Consider the following 17,883-nt stretch of genomic DNA (forward strand, 5'->3'; position numbering starts at 1 on the left):
GGCAAAGCGGGCGTGCGCCTCGAGGTCCGCCGGCCGATGCTTCACCCTGGTACTGGCCGGGTCGTTGCCGAGGTAGTTGCTTCCTGTGTGGAGGAACGATTGGGGACCTACGCTATCGTAGCCGCAAGCCGTGCCACCGCCGCGGCAGGCGACGACCCTGGCACTACCGCCGCGGGTCCCGGCTCCCTGAAGGCGGCCTCACCGCACCCATCCCCGCTCCATCAACGGCACATCCCACGGCGGCTCGCCCTGCAGGCTTTCCGCCAGGTAGTCCACCAGCACCCGCACCTTCAGCGCCTGCCGCTGCGTGGCCGGATACACGGCGGCGAACTCGAACGATGACAGCGAATAGTCGTGCAGCACCGGCACCAGCCGGCCGGCCAGCAGGTCTTCGCTGGCGACCAGCGTGGGCAGGCAGACCACGGCGGCGCCGCTGACGGCGTAGTCACGCAACAGGTGGACGGAGTTGGTGCGCATGCGCGGGGCCAGGTCGATCTCGACCGATTCGGCATCGCGCGAGAAGGTCCACTTGTTGCGGGTCGGGTAGGCGGAATACAGCGCCACCTTGCTGCAGATCAGGTCCGCCGGCCGCTCCGGCTTGCCCCAGCGTTCGATGAACGCCGGGGCCACGCAGAAGATGCGGCGCAGCGTGAACAAGCGCCGCGCGATCAGCGAATCGTTCTGGGGCGCAAAGATCTGGAAGGCCACGTCGAAGCCTTCTTCGATCGGGTCGATGACGCGGTCGTTGACGACGATGTCCAGCTCGATATCCGGATACTGCTGGCTGAAGCCGGCCAGGATGTCGGCGAAGTGCCGGATGGCAAACCCGGGCAGCACCTGGATGCGCAGGCGCCCGGCCGGGGTGGCGCGCAGGTCGCGCATCTGGTCGGTCAGGTCGGTCAGGTTGGCGACCACGTCGGCGCATTGACGATAGTAGGTCTCGCCCACTTCCGACAGGCGCACGTGCCGCGTGCTGCGATGGAACAGCGGCGCGTTGATGTACTTCTCGAGCTGCTGCACGCGGTGGCTGACCACGGAATTGGTCACGCCGAGCTGGCGCGCGGCCTCGGCAAAGCTAAGCGTGTCCGCGACCCTGACAAAGGCTTCGATACTTAGAAAACGGTCCATGGCAAACCCGGCGGCGAAGGGATCGATGTTGACACGCGGCAGTGCTACCATCTGGCGCTCGCCGGGCCGATGGGAGCGCCCGGCAACTTGCCGCGCTTGGTTGCACAACGTTGACGCGCGGCGCCATTCCAGCCGCGATCAGAAGGCAGTTCGACGGCAATCATAGCGAACGAGGGGCAGATCCGTCATGCAGATCCGTGCATTGCATCGCCGCCGGCTGGTGCTGGGCGGCGCCGCGGCCGTGCTGCTGGCCGGCCGCGCCGGCGCACAGGCGCGCAGCAACGGCTCGCTGGTGCTGGTCGTGCCGTTTGCGCCAGGCGGCGTGGTCGACAAGACCGCGCGCGAAGTCCATGCGGGCCTCGGACGGCGGCTCGGCCAGAACGTGGTGATCGAGAACCACGACGGCGCCGGCGGCACCATCGGCACCAGCATCGTGGCGCGCAGCAAGGCCGATGGCCACACCATCGGCCTGGTCTATGACTCGTATGCAACCGAGCCGCTGGCCTACCCGAACCTGCCTTACCGCGCCGGGCGCGATCTCACCGGCGTGTCTTACATGGTGCGCGCGCCGATGGCGCTGGTGGTGCCGGCCGCGTCGCCGTGGCGCACGCTGCAGGCTATGTACGGGCGTGCCGGCAGTCGCGCGAGGTGTCTTATGCCTCCGTGGGTGTCGGCAGTTCCAACCACCTGACCGCCGAATGGTTCCACCAGGCCGCCGGCACCCATGGCCTGCACGTGCCGTTCCGCGGCGGCGCCCCGGCACTGAAAGACCTGCTGGGCGGCCATGTCGACTCGATGTTTGCCAGCCTGCCGCTGGTGCTGGCGCAACTGCAGGCCGGCAAGCTGCGGGCGCTGGCGGTCAGCGCTTCTGCGCGCAATCCGCATCTGCCGACGGTGCCCACGCTGGCCGACACCTGGCCGGGCCTGGTCAGCTACTCCTGGGTCGGCATGATCGCGCCGGCCGGTACGCCGGCCGCGCAACTCGACCGCCGGGCCGCCGCAGTCAGCCAGACGCTGCGCGAAACGGCCGTAACGCAGCGCCTTTACGACAATGGCTTCGAAGTCGTGGCCAGCGGACGTGAAGCGATGAATGCGCTAGTCGCTTCCGAAGCGGCGCGCTGGGCGGAGCTGACGCGGCAACGCACGCTGGCGCTGGGCTAGCGCAATGCCTAGTGCGCCTGCGGCTGGTCCCCGGCGTCCTGCGCTGCCGGGCGTGCCGCCGTCGGCGCCGCCGGTGCGCCGGTGATCTTCGGCACGCACTCGCCACGGAACCAGGCCACCGTGACCGGCTCGCCCGCCAGCAGGCGCTTGACGGGCGGCACCACTTGCTCGCCGATCAGCATGCCCAGCAAGCCGATCAGCGCCACCACCGGCGGCGCCGGCGAGCGCACCTGCAACAGTGCATAGATGATGCCGACCAGGATGCCGGCGGCCAGTGATACCAGATAGAGCTTCATTGCTTTTTCCCTGAAATGGTTGGTGGTGCCGCGCGGGCGTCAGCGCGCAAAGTGCGGCGCAATGCCGGCATCCACGTTGATCCACACCGAGCGCGACTCGGTGTAGCCGTGCATCGCCTCGAACCCCATGTCGCGCCCGTAGCCGGATTCGCCCACGCCGCCGAAGGGGCTGCCCGGATGGACGCGCTTGTAGCAGTTGACCCAGCACATGCCGCCGCGGATATCGCGTGCGAGGCGGTGCGCGCGGGCCAGGTCGCGCGTCCATAGCCCGTTGCCCAGCCCGTATTGCGTGGCGTTGGCGATGGCCAGCGCCTGCTCGTCGCTGGCAAAGCGCAGTACCGTGACGACCGGGCCGAAGACCTCTTCCTTGGCGATGCGGTCCTGCGGGCGCGCAGCGACCACGGTGGGATCGACATAGAAGCCCTGGCGCAGGCGGGGGTCGGCGGGCGCCTTGCCGCCGGCCAGCACGGTGCCGCCCTGGGCCCGTGCCATCTCCACAGACTCCAGCACGCGGTCGCGATGGGCGGCCGAGGTCAGCGGCCCCATCTCGGTGGCGGGGTCGGCCGGATCGCCCACGCGGATCGATTGCGCCAGCGCCACGAAGCGCGCGAGGAAGGCATCGGCGATGTCCTCATGCAGCAGCAGGCGTGAGCCGGCAATGCAGGCCTGGCCCTGGTTGTGGAAGCTGGCCCAGGCTGCGCCCGCCACGGCGGCATCCAGGTCGGCATCGGCGAAGACCATATTGGCGCCCTTGCCGCCCAGCTCAAGCTGGATGCGCTTGAGGTTGCCGCGCGAGGCCTCGACGATGCGCCGCCCGGTGGCGGTGGAGCCCGTGAAGGCGATCTTGTCCACGTCGGGATGGTTGGCCAGCCGCTGGCCGGCCACGTTGCCGAAGCCGGGCACGACGTTGATCACGCCCGGCGGGAAGCCAACGTCAGCCGCCAGCGCCGCCACGCGCAGCGCGGACAGCGGCGTCAGCTCCGACGGCTTGAGCACCACCGTGTTGCCCGCCGCCAGTGCCGGCCCCAGCTTCCAGCCGGTGAACATCAGCGGGAAGTTCCACGGCACGATCTGCCCCACCACGCCGACCGGGGCCCGTTGCACGTAGTTGAGAAAACCGGGTTCGACCGGCACCACAGTGCCTTCGATCTTGTCGGCCATGCCCGCGAAATAGCGGAAGCACGCCGCGGTGCGCGGCACGTCAAGGCCGCGCGCATCGCGGATGGGGTGGCCGGTGTCGGCGCTTTCAAGTTCGGCCAGCCCCGTGTCGGCGTCAATGGCGTCGGCCAGCCGCGCCAGCAGCCTGCCCCGTTCGCCGGCGGCGAGGCGCGACCATGCTGGAAAGGCGCGGCGCGCCGCGGCCACGGCGCGGTCGATATCGAGCTGCGCGCCCGCGGCCACGCGCGTGATCAGGCTGCCGTCGTGCGGATTGACGATGTCGAGGGTGTCCCCGTCGAGGGCATCGACGAAGCGGCCGTCGATAAACAGCTGGTTGTGCATGGGGGTCCTTGGGGACGGGGAATGCGTAGCACGGCGAAGGTGCCATGCGCCAGCGGCGCGAAGCTGCCGCCGGCGGGGGCGGCGGCGCCGGGGATCGGCGCGGGCTTGGCGGCCTGGCTCATGCCTGGCCCATGGCCGCGCGGCGTTGCCGCAGGTCTTCCCAGGCCACCAGGCAAAGGCCGCCGGCCAGCGCGATATGCTCGAAAAAAGCGTTGGCCTGCCCGAAGCGCGCATCCGGCGGCGCCTGCCAGAAGCAGTTGGCGACAAAAGTTGCCAGCACGGTGAACACGGCCAGCGCCAGCGCGCCCAGCCACCGCAGCCGCCCGCTCAGCATCAGCGCGGCCGCGCCCAGTTCCAGCACGATCACGGCCGCCGCCAGGAGTGCGGCCGGCGCCAGGCCGAAGTGCTGCATCTCGGCGATGGCGGCACCAAAGTCAGCCGCCTTGACCAGTCCACCCTGCAGGTAGGGCGCGGACAGTGCCAGCAGCGCCAGCCAGCGCAGCCAGGCCGAGGGCGTGGTCGCTGCGCCCGCCGCGGGGGGGAGGGGATGGGCAGTCATGGTCGGGTCTCCTCGCATCGGCAACGCAGCGGCTTCAGAACGCCCAGCATGAGCAACCCAGCGCGCCCCAGAACGTACTCTCGTCCGAGGCGGGCACGCCGGCCGTCCAGGCCCTGGCATGCGCATGGCCGTGCACGCCGCACGAACTGGCACAGCCGCAGGCCGTGTTCAAGGCCAGCTTTTGGGCTTGCGGGCGCGGCTGGTACTGGCTGCCGTGGCGGGCGGGCGACCAGTCCGGCATCGCGGGTGGGATCTGTGGCGAATGCTTGCCGAATTCCCTGTCTCCATAGACGATCTTGCCGCCGAGCACGGTCAGCACCGACGTGATGTCCTGGATGTCGTCGCCCGGCACCGCGAAGTAGTCGGCGGACAACACGGCCAGGTCGGCCAGCTGGCCCGCCTTGATCTGCCCCTTCTTGCCGGTTTCGGACGAGAACCACGTGTTGGCCTCGGTCCACAGGCGCAGCGCCGTTTCGCGATCGAGCAGGTTGGCCTGTGGATACATCGACATGCCGCCCACGGTCTTGCCCGTGGTCAGCCAGTACAGCGAGACCCACGGGTTGTACGAGGCTACGCGCGTGGCATCGGTGCCGGCGCCGACCTTCACGCCCTTCTCCAGCATCTTCTTGATCGGCGGCGTGGCTTCAGCGGCCTTGGCACCGTAGCGCTCGACAAAGTACTCGCCTTGGTAGGCCATGCGGTGCTGCACGGCGATGCCGCCGCCAAGCGCCGCGATGCGGTCGATGTTGCGGTCGGAGATGGTCTCGGCGTGATCGAAGAACCAGTTCAGGCCGTTGAACGGGATGTCCTTGGCGACCTTTTCATAGACGTCGAGCGCGCGCGTGATGGTCTGGTCATAGGTCGCATGCAGGCGCCACGGCCAGCGCTTTTCGGCCAGCAGGCGAATCACTGGCTCCAGGTCGGCTTCCATCGACGGCGCCATGTCGGGGCGCTCGACACGGAAGTCCTCGAAGTCGGCCGCGGTGTACACCAGCATTTCGCCGGCGCCATTGTGGCGATAGAGGTCATCGCCCTGGCCTGGCTTCACGGTCGACGTCCAGGTCTTGAAATCGCTGAGCTCTTCCTTGGGCTTCTGCGTGAACAGGTTGTAGGCCAGGCGCACCGTGAGCTGACCTTCCTTGTGCAGCTCCTCGATGATGCTGTAGTCCTCGGGATAGTTCTGGTAGCCGCCGCCCGCATCGATCACGCCGGTCACGCCCAGGCGGTTCACCTCGCGCATGAAGTGGCACGTCGAGTTCTTCTGGTACTCGGGCGGTAGCTTCGGGCCTTTGGCCAGCGTGGCGTAGAGGATGGTCGCATTGGGCTTGGCCAGCAGCAGCCCGGTGGGATTGCCGCGTGCATCGCGCACGATCTCGCCACCCGGAGGGTTCGGCGTGTCCTTGTTGTAGCCCACTGCGCGCAGCGCGGCGCCGTTCAGAATGGCGCGGTCGTAGAGGTGCAGGATGAATACCGGGGTATCGGGCGCCACGGCATTCAGTTCGTCGATGGTGGGCAGCCGCTTCTCGGCGAACTGGTGCTCGGTGAAGCCGCCCACCACCCGCACCCATTGCGGCGCTGGCGTGCGCGCGACCTGGTCCTTCAGCATGCGCATGGCATCGGCGAGCGAGCGCACGCCGTCCCAGCGCAATTCCATGTTGTAGTTCAGGCCACCGCGGATGATATGCATATGGCTGTCGATCAGCCCGGGAATGGCCCGCCGGCCATTCAGGTCGACCACCTTGGTCTGCGCGCCGGCCAGCTTCATGATGTCCTGGCGCGTGCCGACGGCGACGAAGCGTCCGTCACGGATCGCGACGGCGTCCGCCTGCGGCTTGGACTTGTCGAGCGTAGTGAACTTGCCATTGACGAGGATGAGGCTGGGTTGACTGCCAGGCGACATGGCGAAGGTCTCCGAAAAAGGCGCCGCGCCGAGCGCGGCGGCCGAAGCGATAAATTGCCGGCGGGTGACTGACATCTGGCTCAGGCCTTCAGGAAGGCCAGCAGGTCGGCGTTGACCTGGTCGGCATTGACCACGCACATGCCGTGCGAAGCGCCCGGATACACCTTGAGGGTCGCGCCCTTGACCAGTTCCGCCGACCGCTTCGCCGAAGCGTCGATGGGCACGATCTGGTCGTCATCGCCATGCAGGATCAGCGTGGGCACGTCGAACTTCTTCAGGTCCTCGGTGTAGTCGACTTCCGAGAATTCCCTGATACATGCGTACTGGCCCACGATGCCGCCGGCCATGCCCTGCGCCCAGAAGGCGTCGATGGTGCCTTGCGAGACCTTGGCGCCGGGGCGGTTGAAGCCGAAGAACGGCGTCGCCAGGTCCTGGTAGAACTGCGAGCGGTTGTCGGCCACGCCCTTGCGGATGCCGTCGAACACATCGATCGGCAGCCCGCCGGGGTTGGCCGCGGTCTTGAGCATGATCGGCGGCACCGCGCCGATCAGCACGGCCCTGGCGACACGGCCGGTGCCATGGCGGCCGATGTAGTGCGCCACCTCGCCGCCACCGGTGGAATGGCCCACCAGCGTGGCATCGCGCAGGTCCAGCGCGTCCAGCAGCGCCGCCAGGTCATCGGCATAGGTGTCCATGTCGTTGCCCTGCGCCGGCTGGTCCGAGCGGCCATGGCCGCGGCGGTCATGGGCGATCACCCGGAACCCCTGCCGCACCAGGAACAGCATCTGCGCATCCCACGCATCGGCATTGAGGGGCCAGCCGTGCGAGAAGACCACGGGCTGGCCACTGCCCCAGTCCTTGTAGAAGATCTGCGTGCCGTCCTGCGTCGTGATGATGCTCATGATGGGGCTCCTGGATGCATCAAGGGATCGGGTGAACTTGCGGCGGGTTCAGTGCCGGCTCAGCGGGCAGGCACGGCGGCCAGTGCCTCATGCGGCGTGGCGGTGCGCTGCGCAGCCTTGTGGACCATGGTGTAGGCGTAGTCCACTCCCATACCGTAGGCGCCCGAGTGCTCCTTGACCAGTTTCATCACCGCGTCGTACGTGTCGCGGTGGGCCCAGTCGCGCTGCCATTCCAGCAGCACCTGCTGCCAGGTCACTGGCACCACGCCCGCCTGGACCATGCGCTGCATGGCGTAGTCGTGGGCTTCCTTCGAGGTGCCGCCGGAGGCATCGGCCACCATGTAGATCTCATAGTTGCCTTCGAGCATCGCGCACAGCGCGAAGGTGGTGTTGCAGACCTCGGTCCACAGGCCGGCCACGACCACCTTGTTGCGGCCGTTGGCCTTGAGCGCATCGCGCACCTTCTGGTCGTCCCACGAGTTCATCGAGGTGCGCTCCAGCGTCTTCTGGTCCGGGAACACGTCGAGCAGTTCCGGATAGGTGAAGCCCGAGAACGACTCGCTCTCGACGGTGGTGATCGTCGTCGGGATATTGAAGATCTTTGCCGCCTTGGCCAGGCCGACGACGTTGTTCTTCATCGCCTGGCGGTCCATCGACTGGACGCCGAACGCCATCTGCGGTTGGTGGTCGATGAAGATCAGCTGGCTGTTTTGCGGGGTCAGGACTTCGAGCTTGGGGTTCGTCATGATGATCTCCGGTCAGGGGGCGTTAGGTAGGCTGGCTTGCAAGTTAGTAATTGCTACCGCTGCATTCATTCACCAGTGGCGTTCGCTTGGTGTGTGTGCATAGTAGGCAAGGCGCCATACACTGACTACGGGCCAAACTCCGAGGACAGTGTTCGCGGTTTGCGAATAATCGGGAGATGCAGCCGGGCGGCAGGCCGTGGCGGCGGATGACGGCATGGGGGGCGCTGCCCGGCGCTGCGGGATGGATACTGCCTGGGGAAATCGGGGGGAGATGCGCCAGACGGGTGCGTGCCTGCACCCGCCCGGCAGCGGCCGGCATTGCGCCGGCCGGAACTTCAGGTCAGATCACGCCTTGCGCCAGCATGGCGTCGGCCACCTTGACGAAGCCGGCGATGTTCGCGCCTTCCACGTAGTTGATATAGCCACCCGCCTTCTGGCCGTGGTGGATGCAGTTCTGGTGGATGTCCTTCATGATCGCGTGCAGCTTCTCGTCGACCTCGGCATGGTGCCAGGACAGGCGCATGGCGTTCTGCGACATTTCAAGTCCGGAAGTGGCAACGCCGCCGGCATTGCTGGCCTTGCCCGGGGCGTAGAGGATCTTCGCGTCGACAAAGCGGTCCACGGCTTCCAGCGTCGACGGCATGTTGGCGCCTTCGGCCACGCAGATCACGCCATTGCCGAGCAGGGTCTCGGCGTCGTTGCCGTCCAGCTCGTTCTGGGTGGCGCACGGCAGCGCCACGTCGGCGGGCACGTGCCACGGGGTGCGGCCGGCTTCGAAGGTCATGCCGTGGCGGGCGGCAAAGTCGGACAGGCGGCCGCGCTCTTCATTCTTGAAGGCCATCACTTCGGCCAGCTGCCCGGTGGTCATGCCTTGCGGGTAGTGCAGCACGCCGCCGGAATCGGACAGCGTCAGCACCGTGGCGCCGAGCTCGATCGCCTTCTCTGCTGCGTACTGGGCCACGTTGCCCGAGCCGGAGATCAGCACGCGCAGGCCGTCGAAGGCGCGCCCGCGACGGTGCAGCATCTCCTGCGCAAAGTAGACCGTGCCGTAGCCGGTCGCTTCCGGGCGCATCAGGCTGCCGCCGTAGGCCAGGCCCTTGCCGGTAAAGACACAGGCGGACTGGTTCGACAGCTTCTTCATCATGCCGGCCATAAAGCCGACTTCACGTGCGCCCACGCCGATGTCGCCGGCCGGGATGTCGGTATCCGGGCCCAGGTGGCGGAACAACTCGGTCACCAGCGCCTGGCAGAAGCGCATCACTTCGGCGTCGGACTTGCCCTTGGGATCAAAGTCCGAGCCGCCCTTGCCGCCGCCCATGGGCAGCGTGGTCAGCGCGTTCTTGAAGGTCTGCTCGAAGCCCAGGAACTTCAACACCGACAGGTTCACGGTCGGGTGGAAGCGCATGCCGCCTTTGAACGGGCCGATGGCCGAGCTGTGCTGCACGCGGAAGGCGCGGTTGACCTGCACGCGGTTCTGGTCGTCGGTCCAGGCCACGCGGAACTGGATCACGCGCTCAGGCTCCACCAGCCGCTCAAGCAGGGCCTGGTCGGCGTAGCGCGGATTGCGCTCGACAAAGGGCCAGAGCGTCATCATCACTTCCTTCACGGCCTGGAGGAATTCAGGTTGATTGGGGTCGCGGCGGGCAACCCCCGCCAGGAATGCGTCAAGGGAGGGAGAATTCACGGATGTCTCTGCTGTGCTGGAGTGGCTGGATCCGGCAGCCTTGCCGGCTTGGTACCGGTCTGTGGTGCCGTCTGGCGTTGCGCCGATGGAAGGTGGGTGGCCTCCGGTTGTCAGACATTCACGGCGGGCCGTGAATGTCTGACAACGCAGCACTTTAGCACCAGCGTGGGGCACACAACAGTCAAAACACCTGTGACAGCGGCGTGAAAGCCGCATTTTTGTGCGTGAGGCGGGGATTTCCGTGCGATCAGCGGACAGCCCTAAAGCCATTCTTAATTCTGCTCCCAGAAATAATCAGGGCAATAAAGCACAAAGGTGGTATTTCTGCACGCATGGCATTAGTCGCTGCTCCCTACACTCGTCTTGCCGGACGGCAACACCGAACCAGGGGATAGATGAACCAGACAACGACCGCACTGCAAGGCGGGAAAGAGGCATTTGCTACTCGCGTAGGCCGCGTGCAGAGCTCTGCAGTACGGGACCTGCTGAAGTACAGCAAGGCACCAGGCGTCATCTCGCTTGCCGGTGGCATCCCCGCACCGGATCTGTTCGATTCCGCAGGTCTTCGCGAAGCGCTGGCTGCAGTGCTTGACAGCGGCGATACCGCTGCGTTCCAGTACGGACTGACCGAAGGCGAGCCGGCGCTGCGCGATCAGATCGCGCAATTGCTCCGGCTGCGCGGCATCGTAGCGGATCCGACCAGCATCCTGGTCACGTCGGGTTCACAACAGGGCCTGGATCTGGCCGCGCGCGCTTTGCTCAACCCCGGTGACACGGTGCTCGTGGAACGGCCGTCCTACCTCGCAGCGCTGCAGACCTTCGGCCTCGCCGAGGCCAGTATTATCTCCGTGCCATCCGACGAAGCAGGCATCGATGTGGACTGGATCGAGTCCTACGCTTCGCGTCATCCGGTCAGGGCTATCTACGTCGTCCCGAACTTTGGCAACCCGAGCGGTCGCACGCTCTCCCTGACGCGACGCCGGCAGCTCGTCGACCTTGCCGGTCGCGCCGGCACCTACATCATCGAGGACGATCCCTATGGAGAGCTGCGCCTCTGCGGCAACCCAGTAGCCAGCATCCTGGCGCTCGCCACCGGCAGTGCCGCGCAGTCCCGCGTCCTCTACTTGTCGTCGTTCTCCACACGGCGCGCTGATCGGTGAGACGTATGCACGCCTGGTAGCGGCGCATATCGTGACCTGCTACGGCAAAGGGCCTCGCGGTGGCGGCCGAATGCCGGCGTTGACTGCCGTGCGCATGAAATGGCTGGATGAGTACATAGAAACGCACCTCACGCATCGGATCACGCTGGGGACCGTTGGCGCGGCAGGCGGGTCTCAGCCCCTACTATTTCACTCGCGTGTTCAAGGACGCCACTGGCCTGCCGCCCTCTCGATACGTCCTGCATAAGCGCATCGAATTTGCCTGCGCCGCCTTGCGCCGCGACGAGCTTTCGATTGAAAGTGTGGCGCTGGCCTGCGGCTTCAGCGACAGCGCGCAGTTCTCCAAGCAGTTCAGGAAGGTTGGCACACCGGCAAAGCGTGTAACGCCGAGCTCGTCGGCGACTTCCCGCAGCGTGCAGTCATCCAGCGTCATGAGGCACAGGCTGCCGAGCGGACGCACATAGCGCACGCTGTGGCCGCATCCGTTTGGCACATAAGCGGTGGAGCCGCGACGCTGCACTTCAGTCCTTTGCCCAGGCGCCGGACAACTTCGTGCTCAACGCCTTCGAGGCGCTCGACCGGGAACTGCGCAACGGCAATCCCCTGTGGGCGCGCTTCGCGCCGCAGGTGGATGCCGCGCAGGTGCTGCCGGCCGCGATCAAGGCCGGCGTGACCTTTGTGCCAGGCGCGGCATTCTTTGCCGATAACCCCGAACACAATACGCTGCGCCTGTCCTACTCGACCGTCGACGCCACATCCGCCGAAATGGGCGCCGCGCGGCTGGCCCAGGCGCTGCGCGCCAGCTGCAACGGCGTTCTGCCTTCGGCTACCGATGTACTGTTCCAGACCGGCGAGCACGCCATTGACGGGCACTACCTGATGGTCAAGCTCAATCCGCTCTCGATCGCGGAGCGCCGCATCGACGGCAGGCTACGTACAGATCTGCGGCGTACCGCCATCTGTCTATCGCATGGCGTGCAGGCGAGAGGAAATCGCGGGAATTGCATGAAACATGAGAAGCCCAACTCGCCTTCGCACAAGCGGTGAGGCGTGGATATCTCCAGAGCGCCAAGGCACCTGCGGCTCAAGCAATCAGCAGCTTCGTCCCGCGCTCCTTCAGCGCCGCCGCCAGTTCCGGCTCCGGCGCCATATCCGTAATCAGCCAGGCAGCCAGGTCGAAATGCTTGATGGTCACGCCGGTATTGCGCCCGAACTTGGTATGGTCAGCCACCACGCAGGCCACGTCGGCGGCCAGCAGCATGCGGCTGCGCAGCTCCGCCGCGGCGCGGGAGAAGTCGCAGATCTCGCCGCGCGGCGTGACGCCGCCGATGCCGACAAAGGCAAAGTCGGTGTGGTAGCGCGACAGCTGTTCGATGGTGTCCCAGCCGTGCGTGGCGTCTTCGTTGTCCTGCAGCTCCCCGCCCAGCACGATCACCCGGTTGCCGTTGCGCCGGCCCAGCAGCTGGGCGATGGCAAGGTCGTTGGTGTAGACCAGCAGGTTGTGGTGGCCATGCAGCGCCTGCGCCACCGCGTGGGTGGTGGTGCCGTAGTCGAGGATCAGGGAGGCGCCGTCGCGCACCAGCTCCGCCGCACGCACGCCAATAGCGCGCTTGCCTTCGGCATTGACCGCGGCGCGGGTCTGGGTATCGGGCTCGGTGCGGTCCGAGGCCAGCGCGCCGCCGTGGGTCAGCACCAGCAGGCCGCGCGCGGCCAGCGCGTTGAGGTCGCGCCGAATGGTCTCGCGCGAGACGTCGAGCTCGGTCACCAGTTCGCTGATGGCCAGCGCGCCGGTGGCGGACAGCTGGTCGAGGATGTATTTCTGCCGTTGTTCGGCGAGCACGGTGACTCCGGATTGGGGCGCGATGGGCGGGAAAGTACCTGTTGGGCGCCGATTCTAGCGCAATGCAGGCAAAAGCCGGCGCAGTGGCCGGCTTGCCAGGGATGCGCCGCCTTCCCTCACCCCCACGGCAACGTAATCGTCTTCAGGTTGGTAAAGCTCTTTGCCGCCTCCTGCACGCCTTCCTTGTAGCCCAGCCCCGAATCCTTGATCCCCCCGAACGGCGTCAGTTCAATACGGTAGCCGGGCACCTCCCACAGGTTGACCGTACCCACATGCAGAGAATTGGCGATCCTGGTGAAATCCTCGATGCGGTTGGTACAGACGCCAGAGGACAGCCCGAACGCGGTGCCGTTGGAAATCCGGATGGCATCGCCCACGTCGCGGAAGGTGATGATCGGCGAAACCGGCCCGAAGGTTTCCTCGCGCACCACGGTCATCGACGGGTCCACGCGGTCCAGCACCGTCGGCGAATAGCTGGCGCCGTTGCGCTGGTTGCCCACCAGCAGCCGCGCGCCCTGCGCCACTGCCTCATTGACGCGGGCCTCGAACAGCTGCGCGGCCTGCTCGTCGATCACGGTGCCCATGTCGACGCCGCGGTCCATCGGGTCGCCGTATTTCCACGCGCGGGTCTTCTCCACCACCAGTTCGGTAAAGCGCGCGGCCACGGCTTCATGCACCAGCATGCGCTTGACCGCAGTGCAGCGCTGGCCGGAGTTCTTGTACGAGCCCTGCACCGCCAGGTCCGAGGCGCGGTCCAGGTCGGCGTCGTCCAGCACGATCAGCGGGTCGTTGCCGCCCAGTTCCAGCACCACGCGCTTGTAGCCGGCCTTGCTGGCAATGTACTTGCCGATCGCCACGCCGCCGGTAAAGGTCACCAGGTCCACGGCGGGGTGCGTGATCAGCTCGTCGGCGATCTCGCGCGGGTCGCCGGTGATCACCTGCAGCATCTGCGGCGGCAGGCCGGCTTCATACAGCAGGTCGGCCAGGTAGAACGCCGACAATGGCACCTTTTCCGACGGCTTGAGCACCATGCGGTTGTTGGTGGCGATCGACGGCGCCACCTTGTGCGCCACCTGGTTCATCGGGTGGTTGAACGGCGTGATGGCACAGATCACGCCCAGCAGCGGCTCGCGCTGGGTCATCACGCGGCGCTTCTTGCCGTGCGGAGTCAGGTCGCACGAGAACAACTGGCCATCGTCGCGCAGCGCCTCGGTGGCGGCAAAGCCCAGTACGTCGGCGACACGGCCGATCTCATACAGCGAATCCTTCTTGGACAGGCCGGATTCCAGCGTGATCAGGTCCGACGCTTCCTCAGTGCGCTCGCGCAGCAGCGCGGCGGCGCGGTTCAGGATGGCGGCGCGCTCATAGCGGGTCAGCGTGGAGCGGTAGGCCTGGACCACTTCGAAGGCACGGCGCACATCGTCCAGCGTGGCCTTGGGCACGGTACCGACCAGCGTGCCGTCATACGGATTGCGCACTTCGATCACGCGCTCGCGCACGATCTTCTGGCCGTCGATGCGCAGGGCCTCGGCGCGGAAATGGGGGTTGACGGCACCAGCGGGGAATTGGGGGGCGTTCATGTGTCTCCTCCGGTCAATACAGTTCGGTACGGCTCAATGCACTCAGTGCAGATGGTTCAGCGCGACATCGAAGATGTCGAAGTTGCGCAGCAGGGCCTTGCCGGGAATGCCGGCCGTGGCACGGTTGAATACCAGCGGCACGGTCTGCTCCGACACGCCGCCGTGCGAGCGCAGCGGCGCGTCCAGCCCGGAAAGGTCGTGGCGGCTGCGGCTGGTGCCCAGCACCACATGCTTGTCGCTGGTCACCACCAGGTCGCCGACGCGGTCAGGCGGCAGCTCGAAGCGCGCGCAGGCCTCGGCATTGGTCAGCACGCTTTCCACGCCCTGCAGGTCGGACAGCCGGGCCTGGATCGCGGCCGGGTCCGCATCGTCGGGCAGATAGATGGTGGCGTAGGACCCGAGCGCGCCGTGGTGGACCACGTAGGGATCGGTGATCGGCAGGATCACGCGCGCGCCGCCGTCTTCCACGCCGCGGCCCAGCCATGCGTCCAGCTGGTCCTGCAGGTAGATCACGTTGGGCGCCTTGGTGGCGTCGTCGTGCTTGGCGTTCATGCCGTGGTCGGCGGTCAGCGCGACCACGCAGCCCTGCGCGTCCAGTTGCGCCAGGTATTTGTCCATCATGGCGTAGAAGGCGTTGGCACCGTCCGAGCCGGGTGCGAACTTGTGCTGGATATAGTCGGTGGTGGACAGGTACATCAGGTCCGGGCGGCGCGTTTCCATCAGGCGCACGCCGGCGGCGAAGACGAACTCCGACAACTCCGCGCTGTACACGTCAGGCACCGGCATGCCGACCAGTTCGACCACGCCGTCGATGCCGTTCTCTTCCACCGTGGCCTGGTCGGCCTTCTCCGACGAGAAGCAGATGCCCTGCATGCCGTGGCCCAGCAAGCGGCGCAGCTTGTCCTTGGCGGTCACCACGGCGACGCTGGCCCCGGCGTCGGCAAACGCGGCCAGGATGGTGCCGGCGCGCAGGTACTTGGGGTCGTTCATCATCACTTCCTCGCCGCGCCCGCCGTTGGCGCTGCGGTCAAAGAAGTAGTTGCCGCAGATGCCGTGCACCGCGGGCGGCGCGCCGCAGACGATGGACAGGTTGTTGGGGTTGGTGAAGGTGGGCACCACGCAGGCGCCGCGGAAGGCGGAGCCGGCTTCCAGCAGCTGCTTCAGGTAGGGCGCGCGGCCGCTGGCGGCGGCGGCTTCCAGGTAGTCGAACTCGCAGCCGTCGACGCAGACCACCACGACGGGCTGCTGCATCCAACGATAGGTACGCTGGTTGACGGTAATGGTGCGGGCATTGGTGTCAGGCATGTTGGGGTTCCTGTGCGTGGGCGCGATCGGGGTCGGTACTTTCCGTGGATGCGGTCGGATTCAGGCGGCAGCGCCTTTGTCGGCGCTGGCCGGGTCCACCGCGGCATGCATGCGGGCGCGGCCACGCTCGACGTGCTCGCGCATCAGGCGCGCGGCCAGTTCGCCGTCACGCGCGGCAATCGCCGAGACGATGGCGCGGTGCTCGCGGGTGGAGTCGGGCATGGCGGCGTGGCTGCCGGACAGCGCTTCGCGCCGGAACAGCGTCAGCTCCTTGACCAGGCGCCGGTAGGTATCCAGCAGCTTGCGGTTGCCGGCCAGTTCCACCATCCGGTCGTGGAACGCCAGGTTCAACCGCGTGTACTCATCGACATCGCGCGCCTGGCTGGCGGCGCCCAGTGATTCCACCAGCGCGCGCAGTTCGCGCAGGCTCTCGGGCGTGATGCGGGCGGCCAGCTGCCGGCCGATGAACTCATCCAGCACGGCGCGCAGCTCATAGATCTCATCGGCTTCTTCCACCGAGATGGCGCGCACGAACACGCCGCGGTTCTTCTCGGTGCGCAGCAGGCCGGCCTGCTCCAGCGCCCGGAAGGCTTCCCGCACCGGTCCGCGCGACACATTGAGCTGCCCTGCCACCTCGATCTCATTGAGCTTGGCGCCGGGGGGCAGGTCGCCCGACATGATCCGCAGTTCCAGTTCGCGCTGCACCAAGGTAGCCAGGGACTGGCTCTGCAGGATGGTGATTTCGCTTGCCAGCGGTGCTTGGCGTGACATGAAAACTCCCGTTTGTGACGGATTGCGCGATATCGAAAATCCTTATTGCCATTAAAGCAAGCGGTTTGTATATTGTCAACAATCAAGACATCGGTGTAGCGCAGTTGGTGTCGTACGGAGCGCGGAAAACCAGGTATATGTCTTACAAGTGTTGTAGCACAAGGGTTTCACGGTGATTCAATGTTGTGCGGCATGCCCCGCGGCAATGCAACATATTCACCAAATCGACACATATCTCCACCTACAATGCCAGAAGGAGTCCCCATGCAACCGTCCTTCACATCCACCCTGCGCACCGCCGCCGCCATGCTTGCGCTAGCCGCCTCCGGCACGGCGCTGGCCCAGAAGACCACCCTCACCGTCTACACAGCGTGGGAGATCGAGACCCTCAAGCCGTACGCCGAGGGCTTTGCCAAGGTAGCGCCCGATATCGAACTGAAGTACGTGCGCGACTCCACCGGCGTCATCACCGCCAAGGCGCTGGCCGAAAAAGGCAACCCGCAGGCCGACGTTATCGCCGGGCTGGCGGCGTCGAGCCTGGAACTGCTCAAGCAGGAAGGGATGCTGGCGCCCTACGCGCCCAAGGGCTTCGAGAAACTGACGCGCGACTACAGCGACAAGGCCACGCCGCCGTCGTGGGTGGGGCTGGACGTCTGGGGCGCCACCATCTGCTTCAACACCATCGAAGCCAAGAAGCGCAACCTGCCGCGCCCCGAGACCTGGAAGGACCTGGCCAAGCCCGTCTACAAGGGCACCATCGTGATGCCCAACCCGGCCTCTTCCGGTACCGGCTTCCTGGACGTGACCGCCTGGCTGCAGCTCTATGGCGAGCAGGATGGCTGGAAGTACATGGATGCTCTGCACGAGAACATCGCCCAGTACACCCATTCGGGATCCAAGCCATGCAAGCAGGCCGGCTCGGGTGAGTTCCCGATCGGCATCTCGTTCGAACTGCGCGCGCACAAGACCCTGGCCTCGGGCGCGCCGATCGAGATGATCTTCCCCAAGGAAGGCCTGGGCTACGACATCGAGGCTGCCGGCATCGTCAAGGGCACCAGGAAGATGGAGGCCGCGCAGCGCTATATGGACTGGCTGGCCAGCAAGGAGGCCAACCAGCTGTTTGCCAGGGACTGGGCCATCGTCGCCTACCCGGGCGTGGCGAGAAAGATCGAGACCATCCCGGCCAACTACGAGCAGATGCTGGTCAAGAACGACTTCAGCCATATCGCCAAGAACCGCGAGCGCGTGCTGACAGAGTGGCAGAAGCGCTATGCCAGCAAGTCGGAGAAGCAGCCCTGAGCGCCTGAGCGCCGTCCTGTACCGGCGCCCTCGCCCCGGGGCAGAGGACGCC

16 protein-coding genes and 1 pseudogene are annotated in these 17,883 nt (G+C 66.5%); 5 read left to right on the top strand and 12 right to left on the bottom strand.

The window, feature by feature from the left end; genetic code table 11:
- Nucleotides 1–198: 198 nt before the first annotated feature.
- On the bottom strand, nucleotides 199–1,128 hold the full coding sequence (locus tag KB879_RS14730) for a LysR family transcriptional regulator (RefSeq protein WP_041228923.1): 930 nt from the start codon (nucleotides 1,126–1,128) through the stop codon (nucleotides 199–201).
- Between the two features lie 187 nt (nucleotides 1,129–1,315).
- Here KB879_RS14730 and KB879_RS14735 point away from each other — a divergent pair.
- A pseudogene (locus tag KB879_RS14735) lies at nucleotides 1,316–2,289 on the top strand (tripartite tricarboxylate transporter substrate-binding protein).
- A gap of 8 nt (nucleotides 2,290–2,297) precedes the next feature.
- Here the strand turns inward: KB879_RS14735 and KB879_RS14740 are convergent.
- The 7 genes from KB879_RS14740 to gdhA form a co-directional block, all read right to left on the bottom strand.
- On the bottom strand, nucleotides 2,298–2,585 hold the full coding sequence (locus KB879_RS14740; protein WP_013953538.1) for a XapX domain-containing protein: 288 nt from the start codon (nucleotides 2,583–2,585) through the stop codon (nucleotides 2,298–2,300).
- A gap of 39 nt (nucleotides 2,586–2,624) precedes the next feature.
- On the bottom strand, nucleotides 2,625–4,085 hold the full coding sequence (locus KB879_RS14745) for an aldehyde dehydrogenase family protein (protein ID WP_013953539.1): 1,461 nt from the start codon (nucleotides 4,083–4,085) through the stop codon (nucleotides 2,625–2,627).
- Between the two features lie 118 nt (nucleotides 4,086–4,203).
- Entirely contained in the window at nucleotides 4,204–4,644 is a 441-nt protein-coding gene (locus KB879_RS14750) for a DoxX family protein (RefSeq protein WP_013953540.1), read from the bottom strand.
- Between the two features lie 34 nt (nucleotides 4,645–4,678).
- Nucleotides 4,679–6,619: an amidohydrolase gene (locus tag KB879_RS14755; RefSeq protein ID WP_013953541.1), complete on the bottom strand. Its 1,941-nt coding sequence runs from the start codon at nucleotides 6,617–6,619 to the stop codon at nucleotides 4,679–4,681.
- A 5-nt stretch (nucleotides 6,620–6,624) separates the two neighbouring features.
- Complete coding sequence (locus tag KB879_RS14760; protein ID WP_211981900.1) at nucleotides 6,625–7,446, bottom strand: alpha/beta fold hydrolase; 822 nt, start codon at nucleotides 7,444–7,446, stop codon at nucleotides 6,625–6,627.
- 59 nt (nucleotides 7,447–7,505) lie between these two features.
- Nucleotides 7,506–8,192, bottom strand: a complete 687-nt coding sequence (locus tag KB879_RS14765; protein WP_013953543.1) for a hydrolase — start codon at nucleotides 8,190–8,192, stop codon at nucleotides 7,506–7,508.
- Nucleotides 8,193–8,532: 340 nt separating this feature from the next.
- Complete coding sequence (gdhA, locus tag KB879_RS14770) at nucleotides 8,533–9,876, bottom strand: NADP-specific glutamate dehydrogenase (RefSeq protein ID WP_041228692.1); 1,344 nt, start codon at nucleotides 9,874–9,876, stop codon at nucleotides 8,533–8,535.
- 395 nt (nucleotides 9,877–10,271) lie between these two features.
- Between gdhA and KB879_RS14775 the strand changes: the two genes are divergently transcribed.
- The 3 genes from KB879_RS14775 (at nucleotide 10,272) to KB879_RS14785 (ending at nucleotide 12,083) form a co-directional block, all read left to right on the top strand.
- A complete protein-coding gene (locus tag KB879_RS14775) occupies nucleotides 10,272–11,036 on the top strand; it encodes a PLP-dependent aminotransferase family protein (protein ID WP_249221310.1) in 765 nt (254 codons plus the stop codon).
- Between the two features lie 197 nt (nucleotides 11,037–11,233).
- A complete protein-coding gene (locus KB879_RS40385; protein WP_371827406.1) occupies nucleotides 11,234–11,500 on the top strand; it encodes a helix-turn-helix domain-containing protein in 267 nt (88 codons plus the stop codon).
- A gap of 88 nt (nucleotides 11,501–11,588) precedes the next feature.
- Nucleotides 11,589–12,083, top strand: a complete 495-nt coding sequence (locus KB879_RS14785) for a hypothetical protein (RefSeq protein ID WP_193351075.1) — start codon at nucleotides 11,589–11,591, stop codon at nucleotides 12,081–12,083.
- Between the two features lie 37 nt (nucleotides 12,084–12,120).
- On the opposite strand, the gene KB879_RS14790 is transcribed toward KB879_RS14785, so the two are convergent.
- The 4 genes from KB879_RS14790 to KB879_RS14805 form a co-directional block, all read right to left on the bottom strand.
- A complete protein-coding gene (locus KB879_RS14790) occupies nucleotides 12,121–12,876 on the bottom strand; it encodes a DeoR/GlpR family DNA-binding transcription regulator (protein WP_013953548.1) in 756 nt (251 codons plus the stop codon).
- 116 nt (nucleotides 12,877–12,992) lie between these two features.
- Entirely contained in the window at nucleotides 12,993–14,456 is a 1,464-nt protein-coding gene (phnY, locus tag KB879_RS14795) for a phosphonoacetaldehyde dehydrogenase (protein WP_013953549.1), read from the bottom strand.
- 42 nt (nucleotides 14,457–14,498) lie between these two features.
- The gene (phnA, locus tag KB879_RS14800; RefSeq protein WP_013953550.1) at nucleotides 14,499–15,761 is read right to left on the bottom strand and encodes a phosphonoacetate hydrolase; all 1,263 of its coding nucleotides are present in this window, start codon (nucleotides 15,759–15,761) and stop codon (nucleotides 14,499–14,501) included.
- 60 nt (nucleotides 15,762–15,821) lie between these two features.
- Nucleotides 15,822–16,532: a phosphonate utilization associated transcriptional regulator gene (locus KB879_RS14805; protein ID WP_013953551.1), complete on the bottom strand. Its 711-nt coding sequence runs from the start codon at nucleotides 16,530–16,532 to the stop codon at nucleotides 15,822–15,824.
- A 264-nt stretch (nucleotides 16,533–16,796) separates the two neighbouring features.
- On the opposite strand from KB879_RS14805, the gene KB879_RS14810 reads away from it, so the two are divergent.
- Nucleotides 16,797–17,831, top strand: coding sequence for a putative 2-aminoethylphosphonate ABC transporter substrate-binding protein (locus KB879_RS14810; RefSeq protein ID WP_013953552.1), 1,035 nt, complete (start codon nucleotides 16,797–16,799; stop codon nucleotides 17,829–17,831).
- Nucleotides 17,832–17,883: the final 52 nt, after the last annotated feature.

It is taken from the genome of Cupriavidus sp. KK10 (genome assembly GCF_018223725.1).
Classification (GTDB): Bacteria; Pseudomonadota; Gammaproteobacteria; order Burkholderiales; family Burkholderiaceae; genus Cupriavidus; species Cupriavidus necator.

Excerpts from the sequence above, each read along its gene's own strand:
- KB879_RS14730 (WP_041228923.1), bottom strand. The coding sequence starts at position 1,128 with ATGGACCGTTTTCTAAGTATCGAAGCCTTTGTCAGGGTCGCGGACACG.
- KB879_RS14740 (WP_013953538.1), bottom strand. The coding sequence starts at position 2,585 with ATGAAGCTCTATCTGGTATCACTGGCCGCCGGCATCCTGGTCGGCATC.
- KB879_RS14745 (WP_013953539.1), bottom strand. The coding sequence starts at position 4,085 with ATGCACAACCAGCTGTTTATCGACGGCCGCTTCGTCGATGCCCTCGAC.
- KB879_RS14750 (WP_013953540.1), bottom strand. The coding sequence starts at position 4,644 with ATGACTGCCCATCCCCTCCCCCCCGCGGCGGGCGCAGCGACCACGCCC.
- KB879_RS14755 (WP_013953541.1), bottom strand. The coding sequence starts at position 6,619 with ATGTCAGTCACCCGCCGGCAATTTATCGCTTCGGCCGCCGCGCTCGGC.
- KB879_RS14760 (WP_211981900.1), bottom strand. The coding sequence starts at position 7,446 with ATGAGCATCATCACGACGCAGGACGGCACGCAGATCTTCTACAAGGAC.
- KB879_RS14765 (WP_013953543.1), bottom strand. The coding sequence starts at position 8,192 with ATGACGAACCCCAAGCTCGAAGTCCTGACCCCGCAAAACAGCCAGCTG.
- KB879_RS14775 (WP_249221310.1), top strand. The coding sequence starts at position 10,272 with ATGAACCAGACAACGACCGCACTGCAAGGCGGGAAAGAGGCATTTGCT.
- phnY (WP_013953549.1), bottom strand. The coding sequence starts at position 14,456 with ATGAACGCCCCCCAATTCCCCGCTGGTGCCGTCAACCCCCATTTCCGC.
- phnA (WP_013953550.1), bottom strand. The coding sequence starts at position 15,761 with ATGCCTGACACCAATGCCCGCACCATTACCGTCAACCAGCGTACCTAT.
- KB879_RS14805 (WP_013953551.1), bottom strand. The coding sequence starts at position 16,532 with ATGTCACGCCAAGCACCGCTGGCAAGCGAAATCACCATCCTGCAGAGC.
- KB879_RS14810 (WP_013953552.1), top strand. The coding sequence starts at position 16,797 with ATGCAACCGTCCTTCACATCCACCCTGCGCACCGCCGCCGCCATGCTT.